At 67.3% G+C, this 17155-nt stretch carries 16 protein-coding genes; 3 read left to right on the forward strand and 13 right to left on the reverse strand.

Annotated elements, in window-relative coordinates; all coding sequences use genetic code 11:
* Positions 1-12: 12 nt before the first annotated feature.
* Together ABS45_RS15140 and ABS45_RS15145 are read right to left on the reverse strand one after the other, a co-directional pair.
* A complete protein-coding gene (locus tag ABS45_RS15140) occupies positions 13-1287 on the reverse strand; it encodes an NnrS family protein (RefSeq protein ID WP_291556844.1) in 1275 nt (424 codons plus the stop codon).
* Positions 1288-1424: 137 nt separating this feature from the next.
* Positions 1425-5003, reverse strand: coding sequence for an LAGLIDADG family homing endonuclease (locus ABS45_RS15145; RefSeq protein WP_291556847.1), 3579 nt, complete (start codon positions 5001-5003; stop codon positions 1425-1427).
* A 168-nt stretch (positions 5004-5171) separates the two neighbouring features.
* On the opposite strand from ABS45_RS15145, the gene ABS45_RS15150 reads away from it, so the two are divergent.
* Positions 5172-6047 (forward strand): ChaN family lipoprotein, encoded by an 876-nt coding sequence (locus tag ABS45_RS15150; protein ID WP_291556850.1) that lies wholly within the window; start codon positions 5172-5174, stop codon positions 6045-6047.
* 18 nt (positions 6048-6065) lie between these two features.
* On the opposite strand, the gene ABS45_RS15155 is transcribed toward ABS45_RS15150, so the two are convergent.
* The 7 genes from ABS45_RS15155 to ABS45_RS15185 all read right to left on the reverse strand — a co-directional run bounded on the left by ABS45_RS15155 (position 6066) and on the right by ABS45_RS15185 (position 13591).
* A complete protein-coding gene (locus ABS45_RS15155; protein WP_291556853.1) occupies positions 6066-6398 on the reverse strand; it encodes a DUF1840 domain-containing protein in 333 nt (110 codons plus the stop codon).
* Positions 6399-6475: 77 nt separating this feature from the next.
* Complete coding sequence (gene fahA / locus ABS45_RS15160) at positions 6476-7789, reverse strand: fumarylacetoacetase (protein WP_291557290.1); 1314 nt, start codon at positions 7787-7789, stop codon at positions 6476-6478.
* 45 nt (positions 7790-7834) lie between these two features.
* Positions 7835-9175 (reverse strand): MFS transporter, encoded by a 1341-nt coding sequence (locus ABS45_RS15165; RefSeq protein WP_291556856.1) that lies wholly within the window; start codon positions 9173-9175, stop codon positions 7835-7837.
* Positions 9176-9347: 172 nt separating this feature from the next.
* Complete coding sequence (locus ABS45_RS15170; protein ID WP_291556859.1) at positions 9348-9902, reverse strand: VOC family protein; 555 nt, start codon at positions 9900-9902, stop codon at positions 9348-9350.
* Between the two features lie 149 nt (positions 9903-10051).
* Positions 10052-11674 (reverse strand): FAD-dependent monooxygenase, encoded by a 1623-nt coding sequence (locus tag ABS45_RS15175; protein ID WP_291556862.1) that lies wholly within the window; start codon positions 11672-11674, stop codon positions 10052-10054.
* Positions 11675-11706: 32 nt separating this feature from the next.
* Positions 11707-12672: an MBL fold metallo-hydrolase gene (locus ABS45_RS15180; RefSeq protein ID WP_291556867.1), complete on the reverse strand. Its 966-nt coding sequence runs from the start codon at positions 12670-12672 to the stop codon at positions 11707-11709.
* Between the two features lie 70 nt (positions 12673-12742).
* A complete protein-coding gene (locus tag ABS45_RS15185) occupies positions 12743-13591 on the reverse strand; it encodes an IclR family transcriptional regulator (RefSeq protein ID WP_291556870.1) in 849 nt (282 codons plus the stop codon).
* Between the two features lie 100 nt (positions 13592-13691).
* On the opposite strand from ABS45_RS15185, the gene ABS45_RS15190 reads away from it, so the two are divergent.
* On the forward strand, positions 13692-13865 hold the full coding sequence (locus tag ABS45_RS15190) for a hypothetical protein (RefSeq protein ID WP_291556873.1): 174 nt from the start codon (positions 13692-13694) through the stop codon (positions 13863-13865).
* A 19-nt stretch (positions 13866-13884) separates the two neighbouring features.
* On the opposite strand, the gene ABS45_RS15195 is transcribed toward ABS45_RS15190, so the two are convergent.
* Positions 13885-14529 (reverse strand): DNA-3-methyladenine glycosylase I, encoded by a 645-nt coding sequence (locus tag ABS45_RS15195; protein ID WP_291556876.1) that lies wholly within the window; start codon positions 14527-14529, stop codon positions 13885-13887.
* A 32-nt stretch (positions 14530-14561) separates the two neighbouring features.
* Here ABS45_RS15195 and ABS45_RS15200 point away from each other — a divergent pair, with 32 nt between their 5' ends.
* Positions 14562-15671, forward strand: a complete 1110-nt coding sequence (locus ABS45_RS15200) for an aminopeptidase (protein WP_291556879.1) — start codon at positions 14562-14564, stop codon at positions 15669-15671.
* Here the strand turns inward: ABS45_RS15200 and ABS45_RS15205 are convergent.
* The 3 genes from ABS45_RS15205 to ABS45_RS15215 are packed head-to-tail and all read right to left on the reverse strand — an operon-like array spanning position 15649 to position 17057.
* Entirely contained in the window at positions 15649-15906 is a 258-nt protein-coding gene (locus ABS45_RS15205) for an acyl-CoA-binding protein (RefSeq protein WP_291556882.1), read from the reverse strand. The genes ABS45_RS15200 and ABS45_RS15205 overlap by 23 nt on opposite strands.
* Before the next feature lie 30 nt (positions 15907-15936).
* Positions 15937-16389 (reverse strand): PaaI family thioesterase, encoded by a 453-nt coding sequence (locus ABS45_RS15210; protein WP_291556885.1) that lies wholly within the window; start codon positions 16387-16389, stop codon positions 15937-15939.
* Positions 16386-17057 (reverse strand): transglutaminase family protein, encoded by a 672-nt coding sequence (locus tag ABS45_RS15215; RefSeq protein ID WP_291556888.1) that lies wholly within the window; start codon positions 17055-17057, stop codon positions 16386-16388. Before ABS45_RS15215 ends, ABS45_RS15210 begins: the two co-directional genes overlap by 4 nt.
* Between the last annotated feature and the right edge of the window lie 98 nt (positions 17058-17155).

The following is a 17155-nucleotide window of genomic DNA, read 5'->3' on the forward strand; positions in this document are numbered from 1 at the left end:
AAATAAAGAGCATCATCCCGGGTGGCCGTCGATGCGCACCCGGCCCCACCAGCCCAGCAAGCGCCCGCCCCAGGCCGCCATGATGGCGAGCCACAGCACGGCGGCCAGCGCCAGCAGACTGGTGCTCGCGGCCATCGGCAGCGCGGCGACCACGCGGATCACCACCGTCACCTGCAGCAGCAGGAACAAACCCCAGAAGAACGGCCCGGCCTCCAGCGGCCGGCCGCTGTGCCCGGCGGCGACGCGCGAGACCATGGCCACCATCAGCGAGCCCAGGCATCCCATGGTGAAGGCATGCAGCGCCGCCAGATGCCACACCGGCGCCCCCGGTGCGACCGCACTCCAGGCGTCGGTGGCGGCAGCGATGAGCTGGGTCAGTCCCAGCCAGAGAAAGCCGATGTGCAACATGCCCAGCAACGGGATCTTGATGGCCGTCATCAACCCCCAGCGCACCGTGAGCCAGATGAGCCAGACGCCGATCAAGAGCTCAAAGCAGGTGCGCAGCATCAACCCGACCATCGCCAGCCAGACTGGCCACTGCACCATGGACAACCAGACGAACACCGCTTGCGCCCCCACGGCCAGCGCCAGCACGCCCATGACCCAGGCGGGGCGCCAAGCCTCCACGCCCGGCAGCTTGCCATGCGTGAAGAACGGAATCATGCGGTGCGCCACCGTCATGAAGACCACGCCGACAAAGCCCCACAAGCCGGTCAGCACCCAAGCCAGAGCCAGGTCGTAGCGCTGCAGCAGCAGGCTCAGGCCCAAGCCGGCGACGCTGACGCAGCCGACGACAAACGCCGCGCGCACCATCTTGCCGTGCATCTGGTTGGCAGCGCGACTGGCGCGCACCAGACCGGCGTACAGCCAGGACATCCACACCAGCCCCAGCCACGCCACGGCCAGGCCCAGCAGCCCCAGGGGTTCGCTGAACAGGCCGCCCAGCAGCCAGACCAGCCAGCCGGCGCATTGCATGAACAGCGGCGTCTGTATCTGGCGCACCGACAGCGGCTCCACATCCAGCCACTTCGGCCCGGCGGTGAACAGAAAGCCGGAGAAAAACAGCGGTATGAAGCCAAAGCTCATCAGCGCCGCATGGGTGATGAGCGGCGGTGTGCCGTCCGTCGGCAGGCCGAAGGCGCCGGTGGCGCGGTCCACCTGCACCAGCGCCCACCAGAGGCTGGCGGCAATCAGCACCGCGGCCGCGAGCGAAAAGCCGAGGCGGTGCGGTGCCAGCAGGATGTAGCGCAGGCGCCAATGCGGGTCCAGGGGTGCGGCGCTGCTCATCGCGCCGCCTCACGGTTCATGCCGCCAGCGGCACTCAGCAGAGTTTTCATGGGTCAAGACTGAAAATGACAATGCCCTGACGATAGCGCAGCGCAAGCAGCCCCATCCCTGTCAGGGATGCCGCCCGCGCGCCACGCTCAACCGCAACTGCCCAGCGCGCCGCATTGCGTGCAGTAGTCGCAGCCGTCCTTGCGGATGACCGCGTGCGCGCCGCATTCCCAGCATTTTTTGCCCGCCATCGCGGGCGGCAGGCTGCGTGGTGCCTCGGGCTCTTCCAGCGGCAACTCCTGCTGCCGCGCCGCGCCGCGGCGGCGCGTCAAGATCTGCTGAATCGCGTAGGCCAGCGCCGCCACCTCCGAGTCATGCCACATCGGCACCAAGGTGCCATCGTCCTTGGCATGGTGGCCCAGGCGCACCGGGCCGCGGTCCCAGGCCACCTTGCGCATGTCCGACAGCGCCCGCTCCAGGAAGCCGCCGCGCGCCGCCAGCGACAGCAGGCGCATGCTGGAGGTGATCCACTGCTGCGATTCGCCGCTTTGCCCCACCGGCATGAAGAACTCGATCGCCCGGTCCACCATGCCACCATGCCCATCGGGCACCGGCAGGAAGGAGACGATGATGTACAGCCGCTTGTGCCCCTCCTGCGTCCAGTACTCGACCTTCTCGGCCACCGCGGCCAGACCGCCCTGGGGCCGGCTTTCGATCACCGTGCGCATCGGGTCCACCGGTGCCGCAGGTTCGGCAACGGCGGTCACAGGCGCCTGGGCGACTTCCTTGGCGGGCGCCTGCAGTACCGCGCCGAGGATGCTGTTGGGCCGGTAGGTCGCAAGACCCTTGAGGTGCGAGCGCCAGGCCTGCAGGTACAGGCCCTTGAAATCGTCGTAGGGGTAATCGGCCGGAATGTTCACGGTCTTGGAAATCGCCGTGTCCACATAGGGCTGCACCGCCTCCATCATCGCCACATGGTCCAGCGCCGACATCTCCAGCGCGTTGACGAAATACCCGGGCAGCTGATCGACGTTGCCGCCCAGTGTGCAGTACAGCCGCCAGGCGTAGTCCTCGACGGTGTACTCGCTCATCGTGCCGTCGCCCTCGCGCTTCTTGCGCGTGTAGGTCCACGAGAACGGCGGCTCGATGCCGTTGGAGGCGTTGTCGGCAAACGCCAGGCTCACCGTACCCGTCGGTGCGATCGACAGCAGATGGCTGTTGCGAATGCCGTGCTGGCGAATGTCGGCCTGGATGTCCTGCGGCAGGCGGCTGGCGAAGGTGCCCTTGGCGAGATAGCCATCGGCATCGAACTTGGGAAACGCTCCCTTCTCCCGGGCCAGCGCCACCGACGCGCGATACGCCGCGTCGCGCATGCACTCGGCAATGCGCACCGCCACCTCGCGCCCCTCCTCGCGGTCGTAGCGCAATTTCAGCATCGCCAGCGTATTGCCCATGCCGGTAAAGCCCACGCCGATGCGCCGCTTGGCGGCCGATTCGGCGCGCTGCTGCGGCAGCGGCCAGAAGGTCACGTCGAGCACGTTGTCCAGCGCCCGCACTTGCGTCGCCACCACCTGCGCAAAGCGCTCAAAGTCAAAGCTGGCCTCGCCCGAGAAGCCGAACGGATGGCGCACGAAGCGCGTCAGAATGATGGGCCCGAGATCGCAGCAGCCGTAGGAGGGCAGTGGCTGCTCGCCGCAGTTGTGCGCATGCAGGCCGTTGGCGTCGAAGGCGTGCACGTCCGCCACGGTGACGTCGTAGACGGTTTCTTCGCCATCGTCCTCCAACCGGGCGACGGTGGCCGTGAAGCGCTCACGGTTGAGTTCGCGCCGGTAGCTGGAAAGCGCCTGCGCCAGTTTGTCGGCCTTTTCATCGTCGGCAAATCCGATGCGTTCGGCATACCAGGCCAGGTTGTCGCCACTGATGACCAGCTCGTGCTGCGCTCGCGTCGCGTAACCACGCTGCCCGCCATGGCCGTCCGGCAACGCGCGTGCCTGGGCGGGCCGCCGGTTGGGGTACAGCGTGCTGGCGATGCCCAGGCGCAGCAACATCCGCTGGGCGGATTGCAGCAGATCCAGATCGCTTTGCGCCAGGCGCAGGCTCACGCCCTTGTCCTGAGCGCCCTGCACGCTGGCGTCGGCATCAAACAGACCGCGCAGCACGCCCGTCGTGAATTCCGAAGACGCGCGCTCCATGCGCGCCGTGATGGTCTTGTGGCCCACCGTCATGCCCATGGCAAACGCCAGGTCACGCAGCGCGGCGCTCGCCAGGCGCGCCTCGCCACGTCCCGCGACGGGACGCTGAAAACCACGGAAGTCAGCGCGATGGTGCAGCGTGGCCGCCGCCGCCTCGGCCGCGCGCACGATGCCGGCGGCCCCCGTCGCCGCATAAGCCACCGTGCTGTCCGCACCCACGGCACGCAGCTCGGGCGCCCAGACGCTGAGCACCGCCTTGTCCGCCTTGAGCGTGCCGTCGCCAACCAGCAGCCCCAGCAGATAACCCTCGGCCTCGCGGCCCTCACCGGCCCAGCCCTGCAAGCTGCGATGGTCGCCCAGCAGGATTTCGTCGCCTGGCTGCAACTGCGCTGCCGCCACCCAATCGGTTTGCAGCGTGTAGCGGGTCTTGCGCGTCACCTTGCGCAGGCGGTGGTCGGCCGTGAGCCTGAGCGCATGGCCTTCACGCGTTTGCAGGCGCAGCACCGGCTTGCGCCCGGTCTCGAAAAAGCCCCGGCTCTCGGTCGCGTAAACACGGCCATCGACGATCGCGCCAAACGGCTGCCCCACCAGATCAGCCACCTGAGCCGCGCCGTCTTCCGTCATCACCCAGGTGTCCGCCGTCACGCAGGGATTGGTGGCATTGATGCGCTCGGTGTAGCTCAGGTTGTTGTCGGTGTTGATGTGATCCAGGAACAGGATGCCCGGCTCGGCGAAGTCATAGGCCGATTGCATGATGATGTCCCACAGCATGCGCGCGCGCAGCGTCTTGTAGACCCACTGGCCGTCGGCCCTCTGGCGCGCGCCCGCCTGCAAGCCATCCTTGCCGGGACGCGCCTTGTGCACCAGCTCCCAGCTGCCGTCTTCCACCACGGCCTGCATGAAGGCATCCGGCACGCCGACCGAGACATTGAAGTTGTTCCAGCGCCCGGGCGTGCGCTTGGCGGTGATGAAGTCCAGCACGTCAGGGTGGTCTATGCGCAGCACGCCCATCTGCGCGCCGCGGCGGCTGCCGGCGCTCTCCACCGTCGAGCACGATTGATCGAACACATTGATGTAGGAGCACGGGCCGGACGCCATCGAATGCGTACCCTTGACCTCGGCGCCGCGCGGGCGGATGCGCGAGAAGTCGTAGCCCACGCCGCCGCCGCGGCGCATGGTCTCGGCGGCCTCGCGCAGCGCCTCGTAGATGCCGGGAAAGCCCTCGTCGTCCACGCCCTGGATGCAGTCGCCCACTGGCTGCACGAAGCAGTTGATGAGCGTCGCCTGGATGTCGGTGCCCGCCGCGCTCATGATGCGCCCGGCGCCGATGGCACCGGCGCGCAGGTTGTCCTCAAAGCGCGCCTGCATCGCCTCGCGGAGCTCCGGCTTTTCCACCGAGGCCAGCGCGCGCGCTACGCGCGCGTACAGCGCCTCCACGCTGGTTTCATCGCCCTTGAAATACTTTTCGCGCAGCACATCCAGGCTGATGGACTGCACCGGGAGTTGGGGGGCAAGGTCGGCGGCTTCGCGTTGCATGCGGGTGTCCTCTGATTTTTTATACAGTCGTCAATCGGTCAAGTGTATGCCCCCGCCCCGCCCGCGGCAGGCACCGCCGCACGACCGCATCGCCGCCTTTGCGCTGCTTCCTGTAGCATGGCCTTCGCATGCCTGCGGGCTGGCTGGCGCTTCATTCCAAGGATTGGCATGGTTGATTTGGTTACATCACGTTTCAAAATCATGGGCGCGCTGGTGCTGGCCCTGGCGCTGGCCAGTTGCGCCAGCGCGCCCGCCGATGCACCTGCCGACGCCGCGACGAAAGCCGCCTGGCAGGCGCAGCTGGCGCACTGGCAGGGCGTGCCGCTGCTGCTGCTGGGTGAGGAACACGACGCCAGCGCCCATCAGCAGTGGGAGCGCGATACGACGGCACAGCTTGCGGCCAGCGACAGACTGGCGGCGTTGGTGATCGAGATGGCAGAAGCCGGCCACCAGACCGACGGTCTGCCTCCAGAGGCCGGGGAAGATGCGGTGAAAGCCGCGCTGCACTGGCAGGACACCGGCTGGCCCTGGAAGCGCTACGGCCCCATGGTGATGGCCGCGGTGCGCGCCGGTGTGCCGGTGCGCGGCGGCAACCTGCCGCGCGAGCGGATGCGTGGCGCGATGCAGGACACCCAGCTCGACGCCCACCTGAGCGCAGATCGGCTGGCGCAGCAGCAGGCCGCCGTGCGCGAAGGCCACTGCGACCTGCTGCCCGAGCGCCAGATCGCCCCCATGACGCGCGTGCAACTGGCGCGTGACGAGCAATTGGCGAAGGTGGCACTCGCGGCGCAGCAGCCCGGCAAGACGGTGTTGCTGGTGGCGGGCAACGGCCACGTCCGGCCGACCTTGGGCATCCCTACCTGGTTGCCCGCCAATTTTGAGCATAAAGTGGCGATTGCGCAGGCTGCAAGCGCATCATCAGCTATCAATATTGAGGCGGATTACCTTTACCGCACAGCACCGCTGGCGCCCAAGGACCATTGCGCGGCGCTGCGCCGCCAGTGGCAGGCGCACCCACCCCAACCCGCGGCGGGCCAACGCTGATGCTGCTGCGGCACCAGCCTACCAAGTCACCTCGCGCCCGGCAGCTGCGCTGTCTTGCAGCATCTCGATGAAGGGCACGACACGCTGGCGCAGCCAGACGCGCTCGCTCGGATCCTTGATGTCGTCGGTGCTTGCGCCCTCGTCGGCCTGTGGCGGCGGTGCGGCCGCCGCGGCGGCTTCTTCCTGTGCCACGGCTTTTTGCAGCGCGGCAATGGCGGCCGGAATCTGCTCGACGGTGATGATGCCTTGCGCCTGGTCTGCGTCCTTGCCCAAGATCTGCAGCACGCGGCGCCCGATCGGTTCGAGCATGATGAGATCTGCGGTGGCGCGGGATTTGAATTTGTACAGCATGGCAGCACCCGTGAAGAATGGGATGCGGCTAGCTTAACCGCTTCCCCCGCCACGCGCGCAGGGCACCGGGCCCGAGATCAGGCCTTGGCCGGCAGCACCGTGCCGACGCATTCGCCAAAGCCGATGCGTGCCGCGCCCGGCTTCTCGCACCAGCCGCGCAGGCTGATGGTGTCGCCATCCTCGACCCAGGTGCGCTGCTCGCCGTTGGGCAGCCGGATCGGGTTCTTGCCGCCGCTTGTGAGCTCGATCAGCGCGCAGGCCGCGTCCAGCGTCGGCCCCGACAGCGTGCCGGTACCCAGCAAATCACCGGCTTGCAGGTTGCAGCCGTTCACCGTGTGGTGCGCCACCATTTGCGCTGCGCTCCAATAGGCGTGGCGGTAGTTGGTCAGCGCCAGGCGCGCGGGGGCACTCCGGGTTTGCCGCATCTTTGGGGTCTCGATCAGCGCCTCCAGTTGGATATCAAAGCCGCCGCTTGCGCTGTGCGCCGCGCTCGCCAGATAGGGCAGAGGCTGTGGATCGGCCGCCGGCCGCGTGAACGGCGCGCGGTACGGCGCCAGCGCTTCCAGCGTCACCACCCAAGGCGAGACACTGGAGGCAAAGTTCTTGGACAGAAACGGCCCCAGCGGCTGGTATTCCCAGGGCTGGATGTCGCGCGCCGACCAGTCGTTGAACAGCGCCAGGCCGAAGATGTGCTCCTCGGCCGCATCGATGCCGATAGGATCGCCCAGCGCATTGCCCTGACCGATGAACACCGCCAGCTCCAGCTCGATGTCCATGCGCGCGCTGGGTTTGACAACGGGTGCATCCGCATCCGGCGCCCTGACCTGCCCGCGCGGACGATGAAAGTCCTGGCCCGAGACGATCACCGAGGACGCCCGCCCGTGGTAGCCGATCGGCACCCATTGGTAGTTGGGCATCAAGGGGTTGTCGGGGCGAAACAGGCGCCCGATGTTGGTCGCGTGGTGCACCGAGGTGTAGAAATCGGTGTAATCGCCGATCTGGCACGGTAAGCCGTACTCGGCCTGGCTCTGCGGCACCAGGCACTCTTGCAGCAGCGCCTGCTCTGCAGCGCCGGTTTGCAATGCTTGCGATAGCGCCTTGCGCAGACTGGACAAGGGCTTTGGACCCATTTTCATCAAAACATTGAGCGTCGGCTCTGCCGCCGCCCGGGCGGGTGCGAGCGCGTCGCCAGCGAAAACGCCCGCGGCCACGGCGGCCGCCATGTCGACGATCTGCTCGCCGATGGCCACGCCGCCGCGCCAGCCCTCCTGGCTGCCCCGGCGGCGAAACACCGCAAACGGCAGGTTCTGGATCGGAAAATCGGTCGCGCCACCATTGGCGCTGGCAACCCAGCTGGTGAGCGCAGGGTCGTGGGTGGCATTGAGTTCAATCATCGGGTGCTCCTCGGGTGGATGGTGCGCGCTGCAGGGCGGGGATCAGGTATTCAGGTCGACCTCCTTGCGCTCCTTCACGCGGGACACCGCCCACAGCGAGACCACGCAGAGCACGACGATGTACAGGCCGATGAACCAGGGCGTCCCGGTCTCGGCAATGATGGTCTGCGCGATCATCGGCGCGAACGCACCACCGAGGATCGCGCCCAGCGCGTAGCCCACCGAAACGCCCGAGTAGCGCACCCTGGCCGGGAACATCTCGGCGTACAGCGCCGCCTGCGGCCCGTAGGTCAGGCCCAGCGGCAGCGCCAGCACCACGAGACCGAGCAGGAACAGCGCGATGCTGCCGGTGTTGAAGACGAACCACATCGGGATGGCCCACAGCGCCAGCAGCACGTAGCCGATCTGGAAGGTGCGCACGCGGCCGATGCGGTCGCCCAGGTGGCCGCCCCAGAGCGTGAACGCAAGCCAGGCGACGGCGGCGACGACGCCGCTGAGCAGGGTTTCGGTGCTGGAAAAGCCCAGCGAGCGCTGTCCGTAGCTGATCAGGAAGGCGATCAGGAGGTAGCCGGCGGCGTTGTTGGCGATGAAGATCAGCGCCGCCTTGAACACGGTGCGCGGGTGCTGGCGCACCAGGTCCGCCAGCGGCGCCGAGCCCTGCGCGCGGCGCTCATGCAGCTGCGTGAACACCGGCGACTCCTGCACGCCGCGGCGGATGAGCACGCCAACGACGATCAGCACAAAGGACAGCAGAAACGGGATGCGCCAGCCCCACTCGGCATAGGCCTGCTTGCCGATGACGAGGGTAATGAGCAGCGTGACGCCCGTGGCCAGGATCAGCCCCAGCGGCACGCCGATCTGCGGGAAGGCACCGAACAGGCTGCGCTTGTTTTTGGGTGCGTGCTCCACCGCCAGCAGCGCGGCGCCGCCCCACTCGCCACCGGCGGAGAAGCCCTGCACGATGCGCAGCAGGATCAGCGCGATCGGCGCCCACAGGCCGATGGAGGCATAGCCGGGCAGCATGCCGATCAGAGTGGTGGAGCCGCCCATCAGCAGCAGCGTGAGCACCAGCACGAATTTGCGCCCGTAGCGGTCGCCCAGGGCGCCGCCGACGATGGCCCCGAGCGGGCGGAACAAGAAGGAGATGCCGACCGTGCCAAACGACAGAATCAGCGCCAGGCCCGGGTTGTCCTGCGCCAGACCGGTGAAGAACACCGCCGCCAGGTACAGGCCTGCGGCCTGCGCGTAGATGAAGAAGTCGTACCACTCGATGGCGGTGCCGACCAGCGTGGCGGCAAGCACGCGGCGCTGTTCATGCGCGCCGGGCGGGGCGGACGGGGCCGTCGTGGGAGCGGCGGCGGGGGCCAGGGTGGCGGTGTTCATGTCTGTCTCCGGAAAAAGGGCAAGGCAGGGGCCTGCATGCGCCGGGCGCATGGTTGGTGAAGGTGAAAGCAGGAGAGCGGCCATTGGCGAGGCCGCGGGGGACAGGCCTGCACGGGCACTGTCGGCGCCGGGAGCGTTGCCTGTGGCTCCCGGCGATTGAGCGCTCAGGCGCTCAGTGCGCGCCGATCCGGCCGCTGCCGTCGTGCATCCAGCGGGCGTGGGTGGGCGCTTTCTTGGTGCGGTCCCACTCGTTCAGCATCTCCCACTTGACCTCGTCCAGCGCCTTGTCCATCGTCGGCGTGGCGGCGTTGACGGCCAGCTCCAGCCGGTGGCCGGAGGGGTCGCGGAAGTAGATCGACTTGAAGATGGTGTGGTCGGTGGGGCCGATGACTTCGATGCCGTCGGCCTCCATGCGGGCCTTGACCTTCATCATGGTGTCGATGGAATCGGTCTTGAGCGCCAGATGCTGGGTCCAGGAGGGGGTGTTGGCATCCGACGGGGCGATCATCTCCGGCTTGGTGGGCAGCTCGAAGAAGGCCAGGATGTTGCCACCGCCGATGTCGATGAAGATGTGCATGTAGGGGTCCGGCTCCTTGGTGGAGGGGACTTCGTTTTCGGCAATCGCCAGGATGAAGTTGGCGTCCAGGTACTTCTGATACCACTCGACGGTCTGCTTGGCGTTCTTGCAGCGGTAGGCGACGTGGTGCACGCCATTGAGGTTGGCCATGGGAAGGTCTCCGTGGGAATGGGGAACGGGGGGGTGAAAAGTGGCTCATTCCAACTCCAGATCGATCGAGCACGCGAAGGCGAAGCGCAGACAGTGCTGTCGCACGGCAAGCGAAGCTGACAAAGTGATCGGTTGATCTGGAAATGGAATCAGTGGCCGACGACACGCTGCAACGCGGCGCGCACAGCCTGGGCATCGCCGCTGGCGCAAATCGCGGCGATATGCGCGTCCGGGCGCACCAGCCAGACCTCATCCGGGCCGGCATGCAGCGCCTGCTGCAGCGCGCCTTCGGCATCGATGTCGGCAATGCGCAGCACGCGCAGCGGCGCGGCGCTGGCGTTTTGCGCCTGCTCGCGCAGCCTTGCCAGGTCCACCGCGCTGCCGGCCAGCAGCAGCAGGCCGTCGCGCGCCACCTGGCGCAGGCGCGTGCAGTCGGTGCCTTCGATGCGCACCGGCACGTCGGGCAGCGCCACGCCAGGCCCCGGCGGCGGCACGTGGCCGCGTGGCGGGCGGCCGGCAAACGGGTGCTTGGCATCGGGTGTGGTCAGCGGCGAGTCGACGTACCAGAAGGGCTCGGACAGGCGGCCCGAGTCGATCTGCGGGTGCACCGACGGATCGGTCAGCGCGGCCGTCAGGCGTTCGACGCGGATGCGGTGCTGCTCCTCGGTGTGCGGCACCAGGAAGTCCATGGTGTGGCCGGTGACCTCGATGTTCTCGCGCGAGGCCGCGCAGCGCTCGCTGTCGTAGCTGTCCAGCAGCGCGTCGCTCGCCCAGCCGCGCAGCACGAAGGCCAGCTTCCAGGCGGCGTTTTCGGCGTCCATCACGCCGGTGTTCAGGCCGCGCGCGCCAAAGGGCGAGACGATGTGGGCAAAGTCGCCGGCCAGCAGCACCCGCCCCACACGCATGCGGTCGACCATGCGCGAGTGAAAGCGGTAGACCGACTTCCAGACGATTTCGTAGGGCTTGTCGCCGATGATCTGGCGGATGCGCGCGTCCAGCGCGCCGCTGGCTTCTTCCTGCTCGATGTCGTAGTCGCCGGGCACCTGCCAGTCGATGCGGAAGGTCGAATCGGGGCAGGGGTGGATCAGCACCTGGCGGCCCGGGTTCCACTCGGGATCGAAGTAAAAGCGCCGCTCGCGCTCCCAGCCCGGCAGGTCGGCGCGGATGTCGCAGATCAGGAACTTGTCGTCGAAGCTGCGGCCGTTGAAGCTGACGCCGAGCTGGTGGCGCAGCTCGCGCGGCGCCGAGCCGGCGGCGGCGATGGCGTATTGGGCCTGCACGACCACCGGCGTACCGTCGGCGCGGCGGCAGTGCAGGGTGACGCCATCCGCATCCTGCTCGATCTGCTCGACGCCGTGGTCCCACAGTGGCGTGATGTGCGCCGTCGCCGCGATCTGCTCGTCCAGCAGCTCTTCGGTGCGGGTCTGCGAGATGTTGACGAAGGGCGGGAACACCGATCGACCCGTGTCGACGAAGGGCTGGGTGAACAGCGTGGCGTCCTTGTACAAGGTGGTGGCGCGGTCCCAGGTGACGCCTTCGGCGGCGATCTTGTGGCCCACGCCGACCGACTCCCACACATCCAGCACGTCGCGCTGCTGGCAGATGGCCTTGGAGCCGATCACGTCGCGCTGCGGCCGGCGATCGAGCGCGATGCAGTCAATGCCCCAGCGCGCCAGCAGCAGGGCGGCGGTCTGGCCGACGGGGCCATTGCCCACGACCGCCACCTGGGTCTGGTGCCGGGCCGTGGCCGCTTGGGAATCGGGTTGGTTCATGGTCTTGTCTCCTTGTGCGCCGTCACATCCGGTCAGGCCTGCTGCAGCGCATGCCACATCTGCTGGTCGCGCTCGGCGGTCCAGATGCGCGGGTCGCGAATGCCGCTGGCCTCGTCGTGTGCGCGGGTCACGTCAAACGGCAGACAGTGCTCGTAGATGAACACCTGGCCGAACTTCGGGTCCATGGCCTTGCGCGTGTGTTTCATGGTCGCGTTCAAATCCATGCCCTGGGCCACCGCCTCCTGCGCGCTCTTGTAGAGCGTGCTGACGAAATCGCGCGTGTAGGCCAGGCCTTGCTTGACCTGTTCGGGCGTCGTCAAGGTCGGGCCGCGGCCGGGCACGAGCTGGTCGAACTTCATCGCGGCCAGGTTGTCCAGCGTCTGCGGCCAGTCGGCCAGGTAGGCGTCGCCGGTGTAGCAGGCGGCTTCGAACTCGACCAGGTCGCCTGAGAAGCAGATGTTTTGCGAAGGCAGGTAGACGATGGTGTCGCCCTTGGTGTGGCCGCGCCCGACCTGCTTGATCTTCACTTCGAGCTTGCCCAGCCACAGCGTCATCTCGCCCTGGAAGGTCAGCGTCGGCCAGGTCAGGCCCGGCACACTCTCCACCGCCTGGAACAGGCGCGGGAAACGGCCGATCTCCGAGTCCATGTCCTGCTGGCCGCGCTCGACGATCAGATCCCAGGTGTCCTGGCTGGCGATGATCTGCTCCAGGCCCTCGTTCTTGTAGCCGCTGGCGCCCAGCACGCGCACGGCGTGGTAGTGGGTGAGCACCACGTACTTGATGGGCTTGTCGGTGATCTCGCGGATCTTCTTGATGACGCCCTGGGCTGCCACGGGGGTGGCGGTGGCGTCGATGATCATCACACCGTCGTCGCCAATGATCACGCCGGTATTCGGATCACCCTCGGCGGTGTAGGCGTAGGCGTTGTCGCTGAGCTTGTCCCAGCTGATCTTTTTTTCTTCGAGATCGGCCTGCGAGGCGAATTTCTTTTCGGTCATGTCCGTTTGCTCCGTTGCGTTGTTGATGCACGGATTGTCGGACAAAATTAGTCTAATGTCAATTAATTTGTTATTGTTGAATTTTGATGCCGGGATCATGCCCCAGGCGGCGCGACACGGCCTCGGCATGCGTGCGCAGCAGCTGGCCTTCCTTGCCGTCGATGTCGGCGGCGAACACGCCCTGGGGGCCGAACACCGTCAGCACCAGCGCCACCTTGCCATCGGCATCGAACACCGGGGCGCTCAGCGTGTTGATGCCCGGCTGCGGCTGCGACAGCCCGCGCCCCATGCCGGCGGCGCGGATCTCGGCCAGCATCTGCTGCACCTCGGGCACATCGAACGCCAGCGAGGCGCCGCCGACCACGCGCCGGTGTTCGTCTTCCAGCACCGAGCGCACCATTTTCTCGGGCAGGTAGGCGGCAAACACCCGCCCGGTGATGGTGTTGAACACCGACATCACCGTGCCCACGCGCAGGTTCACATGCAGCGGGTAGCGCGGCTCATCCAGGCGCACCACGGTGGGGCCGAGGTGGCCCCAGACGGCGAGCGCCACGCTCAGGTCGGCCTCGGTGCACAGGCGCACGGCCTCGTCGCTGGCTTCGGTCAGCGCATCGAGCTGCTGCAGTGCCGCCAGGCCCATCTGCAACGCCATGGGGCCGAGGCCGTAAAGGCTGGTGGCGGGGTTTTGCTTGACCAGGCCGACGCTCATGAAACTCACCAGATACGGGTGCGCCTTGGCCGGCGGCATGTCGGCCAGCGCCGCCAGCTCCTTGAGCGGCAGCGCGCGGCGTTGCTCCACCAGCGCCTGCAGCACGCGCACGCCGACTTCGATGGACTGGATGCGGCGCTGGGGCTTGGACGACGGCGTGGAGGGTTCGGCGCTGTCGTGCGCCGATGCGGTGGCAGGGGTGCGGGGCATGCGCCATTATTGGCGCAAACCGCGCTCTGGCGATCTGTGGCAGCGACTGTGGCCTAATAGAGGGTTTTCATCCCATCATTCGCACCAGGAAACCATCACCATGGGCAACAAGATCGTTACCGAAGCCGACCGCAAGCGCACGCCGCGCCCCACTCCCATGCCCGGCATGCCGCTGACGCGCAACGGCGGCGGCCAGCGCAGCAGCCTGGAGCGCGGCTCGCACACCCATTACAAGAAGAACCCCGGCAAGCGCACCCACAGCGGCGGGAGCTGAGCCCCGAACGCGCACTTTTTCAGGGCAGCACAAAGGCGGCGCGTGCCGCGTCCGCCTTGGCGCGCGCAGCGCAGCCCTGCACATGGTCATTGACCAGACCCATCGCCTGCATGAAGGCGTACATCGTCGTCGGGCCGACAAAGGTGAAGCCGCGCTTTTTCAGATCGCGCGAGAGTGCGTGCGAGGCCGGCGAAGTGGTCATGTTGCGCAGCGCCTGCGCGGTGATCGTCTGCGGCCGCCCCTGCTGCGCCGCATCGGCATGGCGCCAGACATAGTGCGCGAAGGAGCCGAATTCGCGGCGCAACTCCAGCATGCGGGCGGCATTGCCGATCGCCGAGACAATCTTGCCGCGGTGGCGCACGATGGCGGCGTTGGCCAGCAGCGCCGTCACTTCGGCATCACCGAAATGCGCCAGCGTCTCGGCCTCGAAATTCGCCATCGCGGCGCGAAAGGCCTCGCGCTTGTTCAGGATGGTGAGCCAGCTCAAGCCTGCCTGAAAACCTTCCAAACAGAGTTTTTCGAACAGCCGCCGCTCGTCGGCCACCGGATAGCCCCACTCCTCGTCGTGGTAGCGTTGGTACAGCGGCGTTGCCGCGCACCAGGCGCAGCGTGCGTGCCCGGCGCCATCGTGGAACAGGCCGGCAGGTTCTGCAGTCTCAGGCATCGCGCGATTGTGCGCGCCTTCGCTCTTGCTGCATGAAACATTCCCTGCTGCGCCTGGTGCTGGCTGCCCTGGCCGTGCTGGCACTGGTCGGCTGCGCTGGCACCGGCTACTACTGGCAATCGCTGCAGGGGCATCTGGCCCTGCTCAACGCCGCGCGACCGTTGCCCGAATGGATCGCCGAGCCGCACACCCCGCCGCCGCTGCGCCAGCGCCTGGAACTGGCCGAGCGCGCACGGCGCTTTGGCGTCACCGAGCTGGCGCTGCCGGACAACGCCAGCTACACGCGCTACGCCGCCATCGACCGCAGCGCCGCGGTCTGGAATGTGGTGGCCGCGCCGCCGTTTTCACTGCAATTGCATCGCTGGTGCTTCCCCGTCACCGGCTGCATAGGCTACCGCGGCTATTTCAATGAGGCCGAGGCGCGCGCAGAAGCCGCACGCCTGGCCGCCACCGGGCTGGAAGTCAGCGTCTACGGCGTGCCCGCCTACTCGACGCTGGGCTACAGCAACTGGCTCGGCGGCGATCCGCTGCTCTCGACCTGGATCACCTGGCCCGAGGGCGATTTCGTCCAGCTGATGCTGCACGAGCTCGCGCACCAGGAGGTCTATGCCAGCGGCGACACCGCCTTCAACGAGTCCTACGCCACCGCCGTGGGGCGGCTGGGCACGCTGCAATGGCTCAAACACTACGCCACGCCCGCGGCGCTGCAGGCCTACGAAGCGAGCGAAACACGCCGACGCGAGTGGCGCGCACTCACGCGCAGCACGCGCGAGCAGCTGGCGCTGCTTTATGCATCAAATTCGGCTGTAGCGCATGACCATCAAGCGCTATTAGCTATGAAAAACGAAGTTTTCGCCAGCTTCCGCACCGCCTATGCCGGGTTGCGCGCGCACTGGCAGGCACAGGGTAGCACCGCGGGGCAACTCGCCGCGCTGGACCGCTGGGTGCAGGACGCCAACAACGCCAGCTTTGGCACGCAAGCGGCGTATGAGGACCTGGTGCCTGCGTTCACCGCGCTGTTCGAGCGCGAAGGACGCGACTGGCCGCGCTTTCACGCCGCCGTGAAGGCGCTGGCGCAACTGCCCGCCAGCGAACGCCTGCAGCGCCTGCAGGGTGACGTCAGCCGCGCAGCGACGCAATGAGATCGATGTACTGCTGGCGCGCCGCATTCTGCGCCGTGCCCTTGAGCTTGTTCCAGGCATCCCATTTGGCACGGCCCACGAGGTCCGTCAGGCTGGGCTTCTTGTCGGCGTTGTCGCCCTGCGTCGCCTGCTTGTAAAGTGCATAGATCTTGAGCAGCGTCGGATTGTCCGGGCGCTCGCTGAGCGTCTTGGAATTGGCGACGGCGGCCTCGAACAGCGTGTTCAGATCGGGCATGAAAGTCTCCGCGAGTCAACAAGAAAGGTGTCAGAAAGGCAGCAGCGCATCGGGCATCTGCGGCCCGAGCTTGAGTACGCCACTGGCGCGCACGCAGGGCGTGCCATCGGCCGTGACCAGCGCCTGCACGAAGGCCAGCGAGCGCGTACTGCGCAAGAGCTGGCCCGAGCCCTCGATCCAGCAGCCCAGCGGCGCGGGCGCGAGGTAATCCATCTGTAGGCTCACGGTCGGCAGGAAATGTCCATGCACCTCGGAGCTCTGCGCGTAGGCAACGACCACCAGCAGCATGTCGCAAAAGCTCGCCATCATGCCGCCGTGCAGGTTGTCCATCGGGTTCACATGGCGCGCCTCGACGCGCAGTCCCAGGCGGCTATCCGCCCCGGCACAGCGGATATGCAGCGGGCCGTTGACAGCCATGAAGTTGCCGCCGATGCGAAAGGGCTCGAAGCCCTCGGGCACGCCGATTTCCTGCGCGGTGTTCACTTGCGCGTCTCCTGCCGCACCTCGTGCTCGAAATCGGCGGACTGCATCTGTGTCCAGTTGGGGTAGAGGCGCTCGAAATCGGCGCGCAACTCGGCCAGCGGCAAATCGCTGAAGCTGCCGCGCTGATTCAGATACTCCATGTGGCGGTGCCCGGACTTGTCGAACGCGTGGTAGAGCGAGTCGTGCACGCCATCGAACTCCAGTGGCAGCAGGCCGAAGCGCTCGCACAGCTCGATGTTGAAGGCCGGCGTGGCCTTGCGCCAGGCACCGTCCAGCCACAGCTCGGTGTAGCCATGCCAGTAAAAGGTATCGGTCTGCATGGTGCGCCGCATGCGCTCGGTGCTCAGGTGGTTGCGCACGTCGGCAAAACCCAGGCGCGCGGGAATGCCGGCCGCGCGCGCGGCTGCGGCGAGCAGCACCGCCTTGGGCACGCACCAGCCATAGCCCTTCTCCAGCACTCCACTGGCGCGCATGCCGGGCAGACTCAAATCGATGCGATACGGGTCATAGCGAAAACCGTCGCGCACCGCCAGGTTGAGCGCCACGGCGCGCTCGCGCTCGTCATGGCCTTGGGCGTGTTCGCGCGCAAAGGCCATCACCGCAGGGTGGTCGCTGTCGATCGCCGCGGTGGGCTGAAGGTGCTCGGGGAGGGGGCTGTCGTGCTGCATGGGGCTACCTTACCGCAAAGTGGTCGCGGCGCCCCTCGTACTGCATGCCGACTGGAACGTACGTGACAATGCCCCCATCCAACAGCGGACAACCACAC

Origin of the sequence: Comamonas sp. SCN 65-56, assembly GCF_001724135.1 — a bacterium.
Lineage (GTDB): Bacteria > Pseudomonadota > Gammaproteobacteria > Burkholderiales > Burkholderiaceae_C > Comamonas_C.

What these genes read in the sequence shown, in the direction of transcription:
- ABS45_RS15140 (WP_291556844.1), bottom strand. Translation starts at nt 1,287, where the DNA reads ATGAGCAGCGCCGCACCCCTGGACCCGCATTGGCGCCTGCGCTACATC.
- ABS45_RS15145 (WP_291556847.1), bottom strand. Translation starts at nt 5,003, where the DNA reads ATGCAACGCGAAGCCGCCGACCTTGCCCCCCAACTCCCGGTGCAGTCC.
- ABS45_RS15150 (WP_291556850.1), top strand. Translation starts at nt 5,172, where the DNA reads ATGGTTGATTTGGTTACATCACGTTTCAAAATCATGGGCGCGCTGGTG.
- ABS45_RS15155 (WP_291556853.1), bottom strand. Translation starts at nt 6,398, where the DNA reads ATGCTGTACAAATTCAAATCCCGCGCCACCGCAGATCTCATCATGCTC.
- ABS45_RS15165 (WP_291556856.1), bottom strand. Translation starts at nt 9,175, where the DNA reads ATGAACACCGCCACCCTGGCCCCCGCCGCCGCTCCCACGACGGCCCCG.
- ABS45_RS15170 (WP_291556859.1), bottom strand. Translation starts at nt 9,902, where the DNA reads ATGGCCAACCTCAATGGCGTGCACCACGTCGCCTACCGCTGCAAGAAC.
- ABS45_RS15175 (WP_291556862.1), bottom strand. Translation starts at nt 11,674, where the DNA reads ATGAACCAACCCGATTCCCAAGCGGCCACGGCCCGGCACCAGACCCAG.
- ABS45_RS15180 (WP_291556867.1), bottom strand. Translation starts at nt 12,672, where the DNA reads ATGACCGAAAAGAAATTCGCCTCGCAGGCCGATCTCGAAGAAAAAAAG.
- ABS45_RS15185 (WP_291556870.1), bottom strand. Translation starts at nt 13,591, where the DNA reads ATGCCCCGCACCCCTGCCACCGCATCGGCGCACGACAGCGCCGAACCC.
- ABS45_RS15190 (WP_291556873.1), top strand. Translation starts at nt 13,692, where the DNA reads ATGGGCAACAAGATCGTTACCGAAGCCGACCGCAAGCGCACGCCGCGC.
- ABS45_RS15195 (WP_291556876.1), bottom strand. Translation starts at nt 14,529, where the DNA reads ATGCCTGAGACTGCAGAACCTGCCGGCCTGTTCCACGATGGCGCCGGG.
- ABS45_RS15200 (WP_291556879.1), top strand. Translation starts at nt 14,562, where the DNA reads ATGAAACATTCCCTGCTGCGCCTGGTGCTGGCTGCCCTGGCCGTGCTG.
- ABS45_RS15205 (WP_291556882.1), bottom strand. Translation starts at nt 15,906, where the DNA reads ATGCCCGATCTGAACACGCTGTTCGAGGCCGCCGTCGCCAATTCCAAG.
- ABS45_RS15215 (WP_291556888.1), bottom strand. Translation starts at nt 17,057, where the DNA reads ATGCAGCACGACAGCCCCCTCCCCGAGCACCTTCAGCCCACCGCGGCG.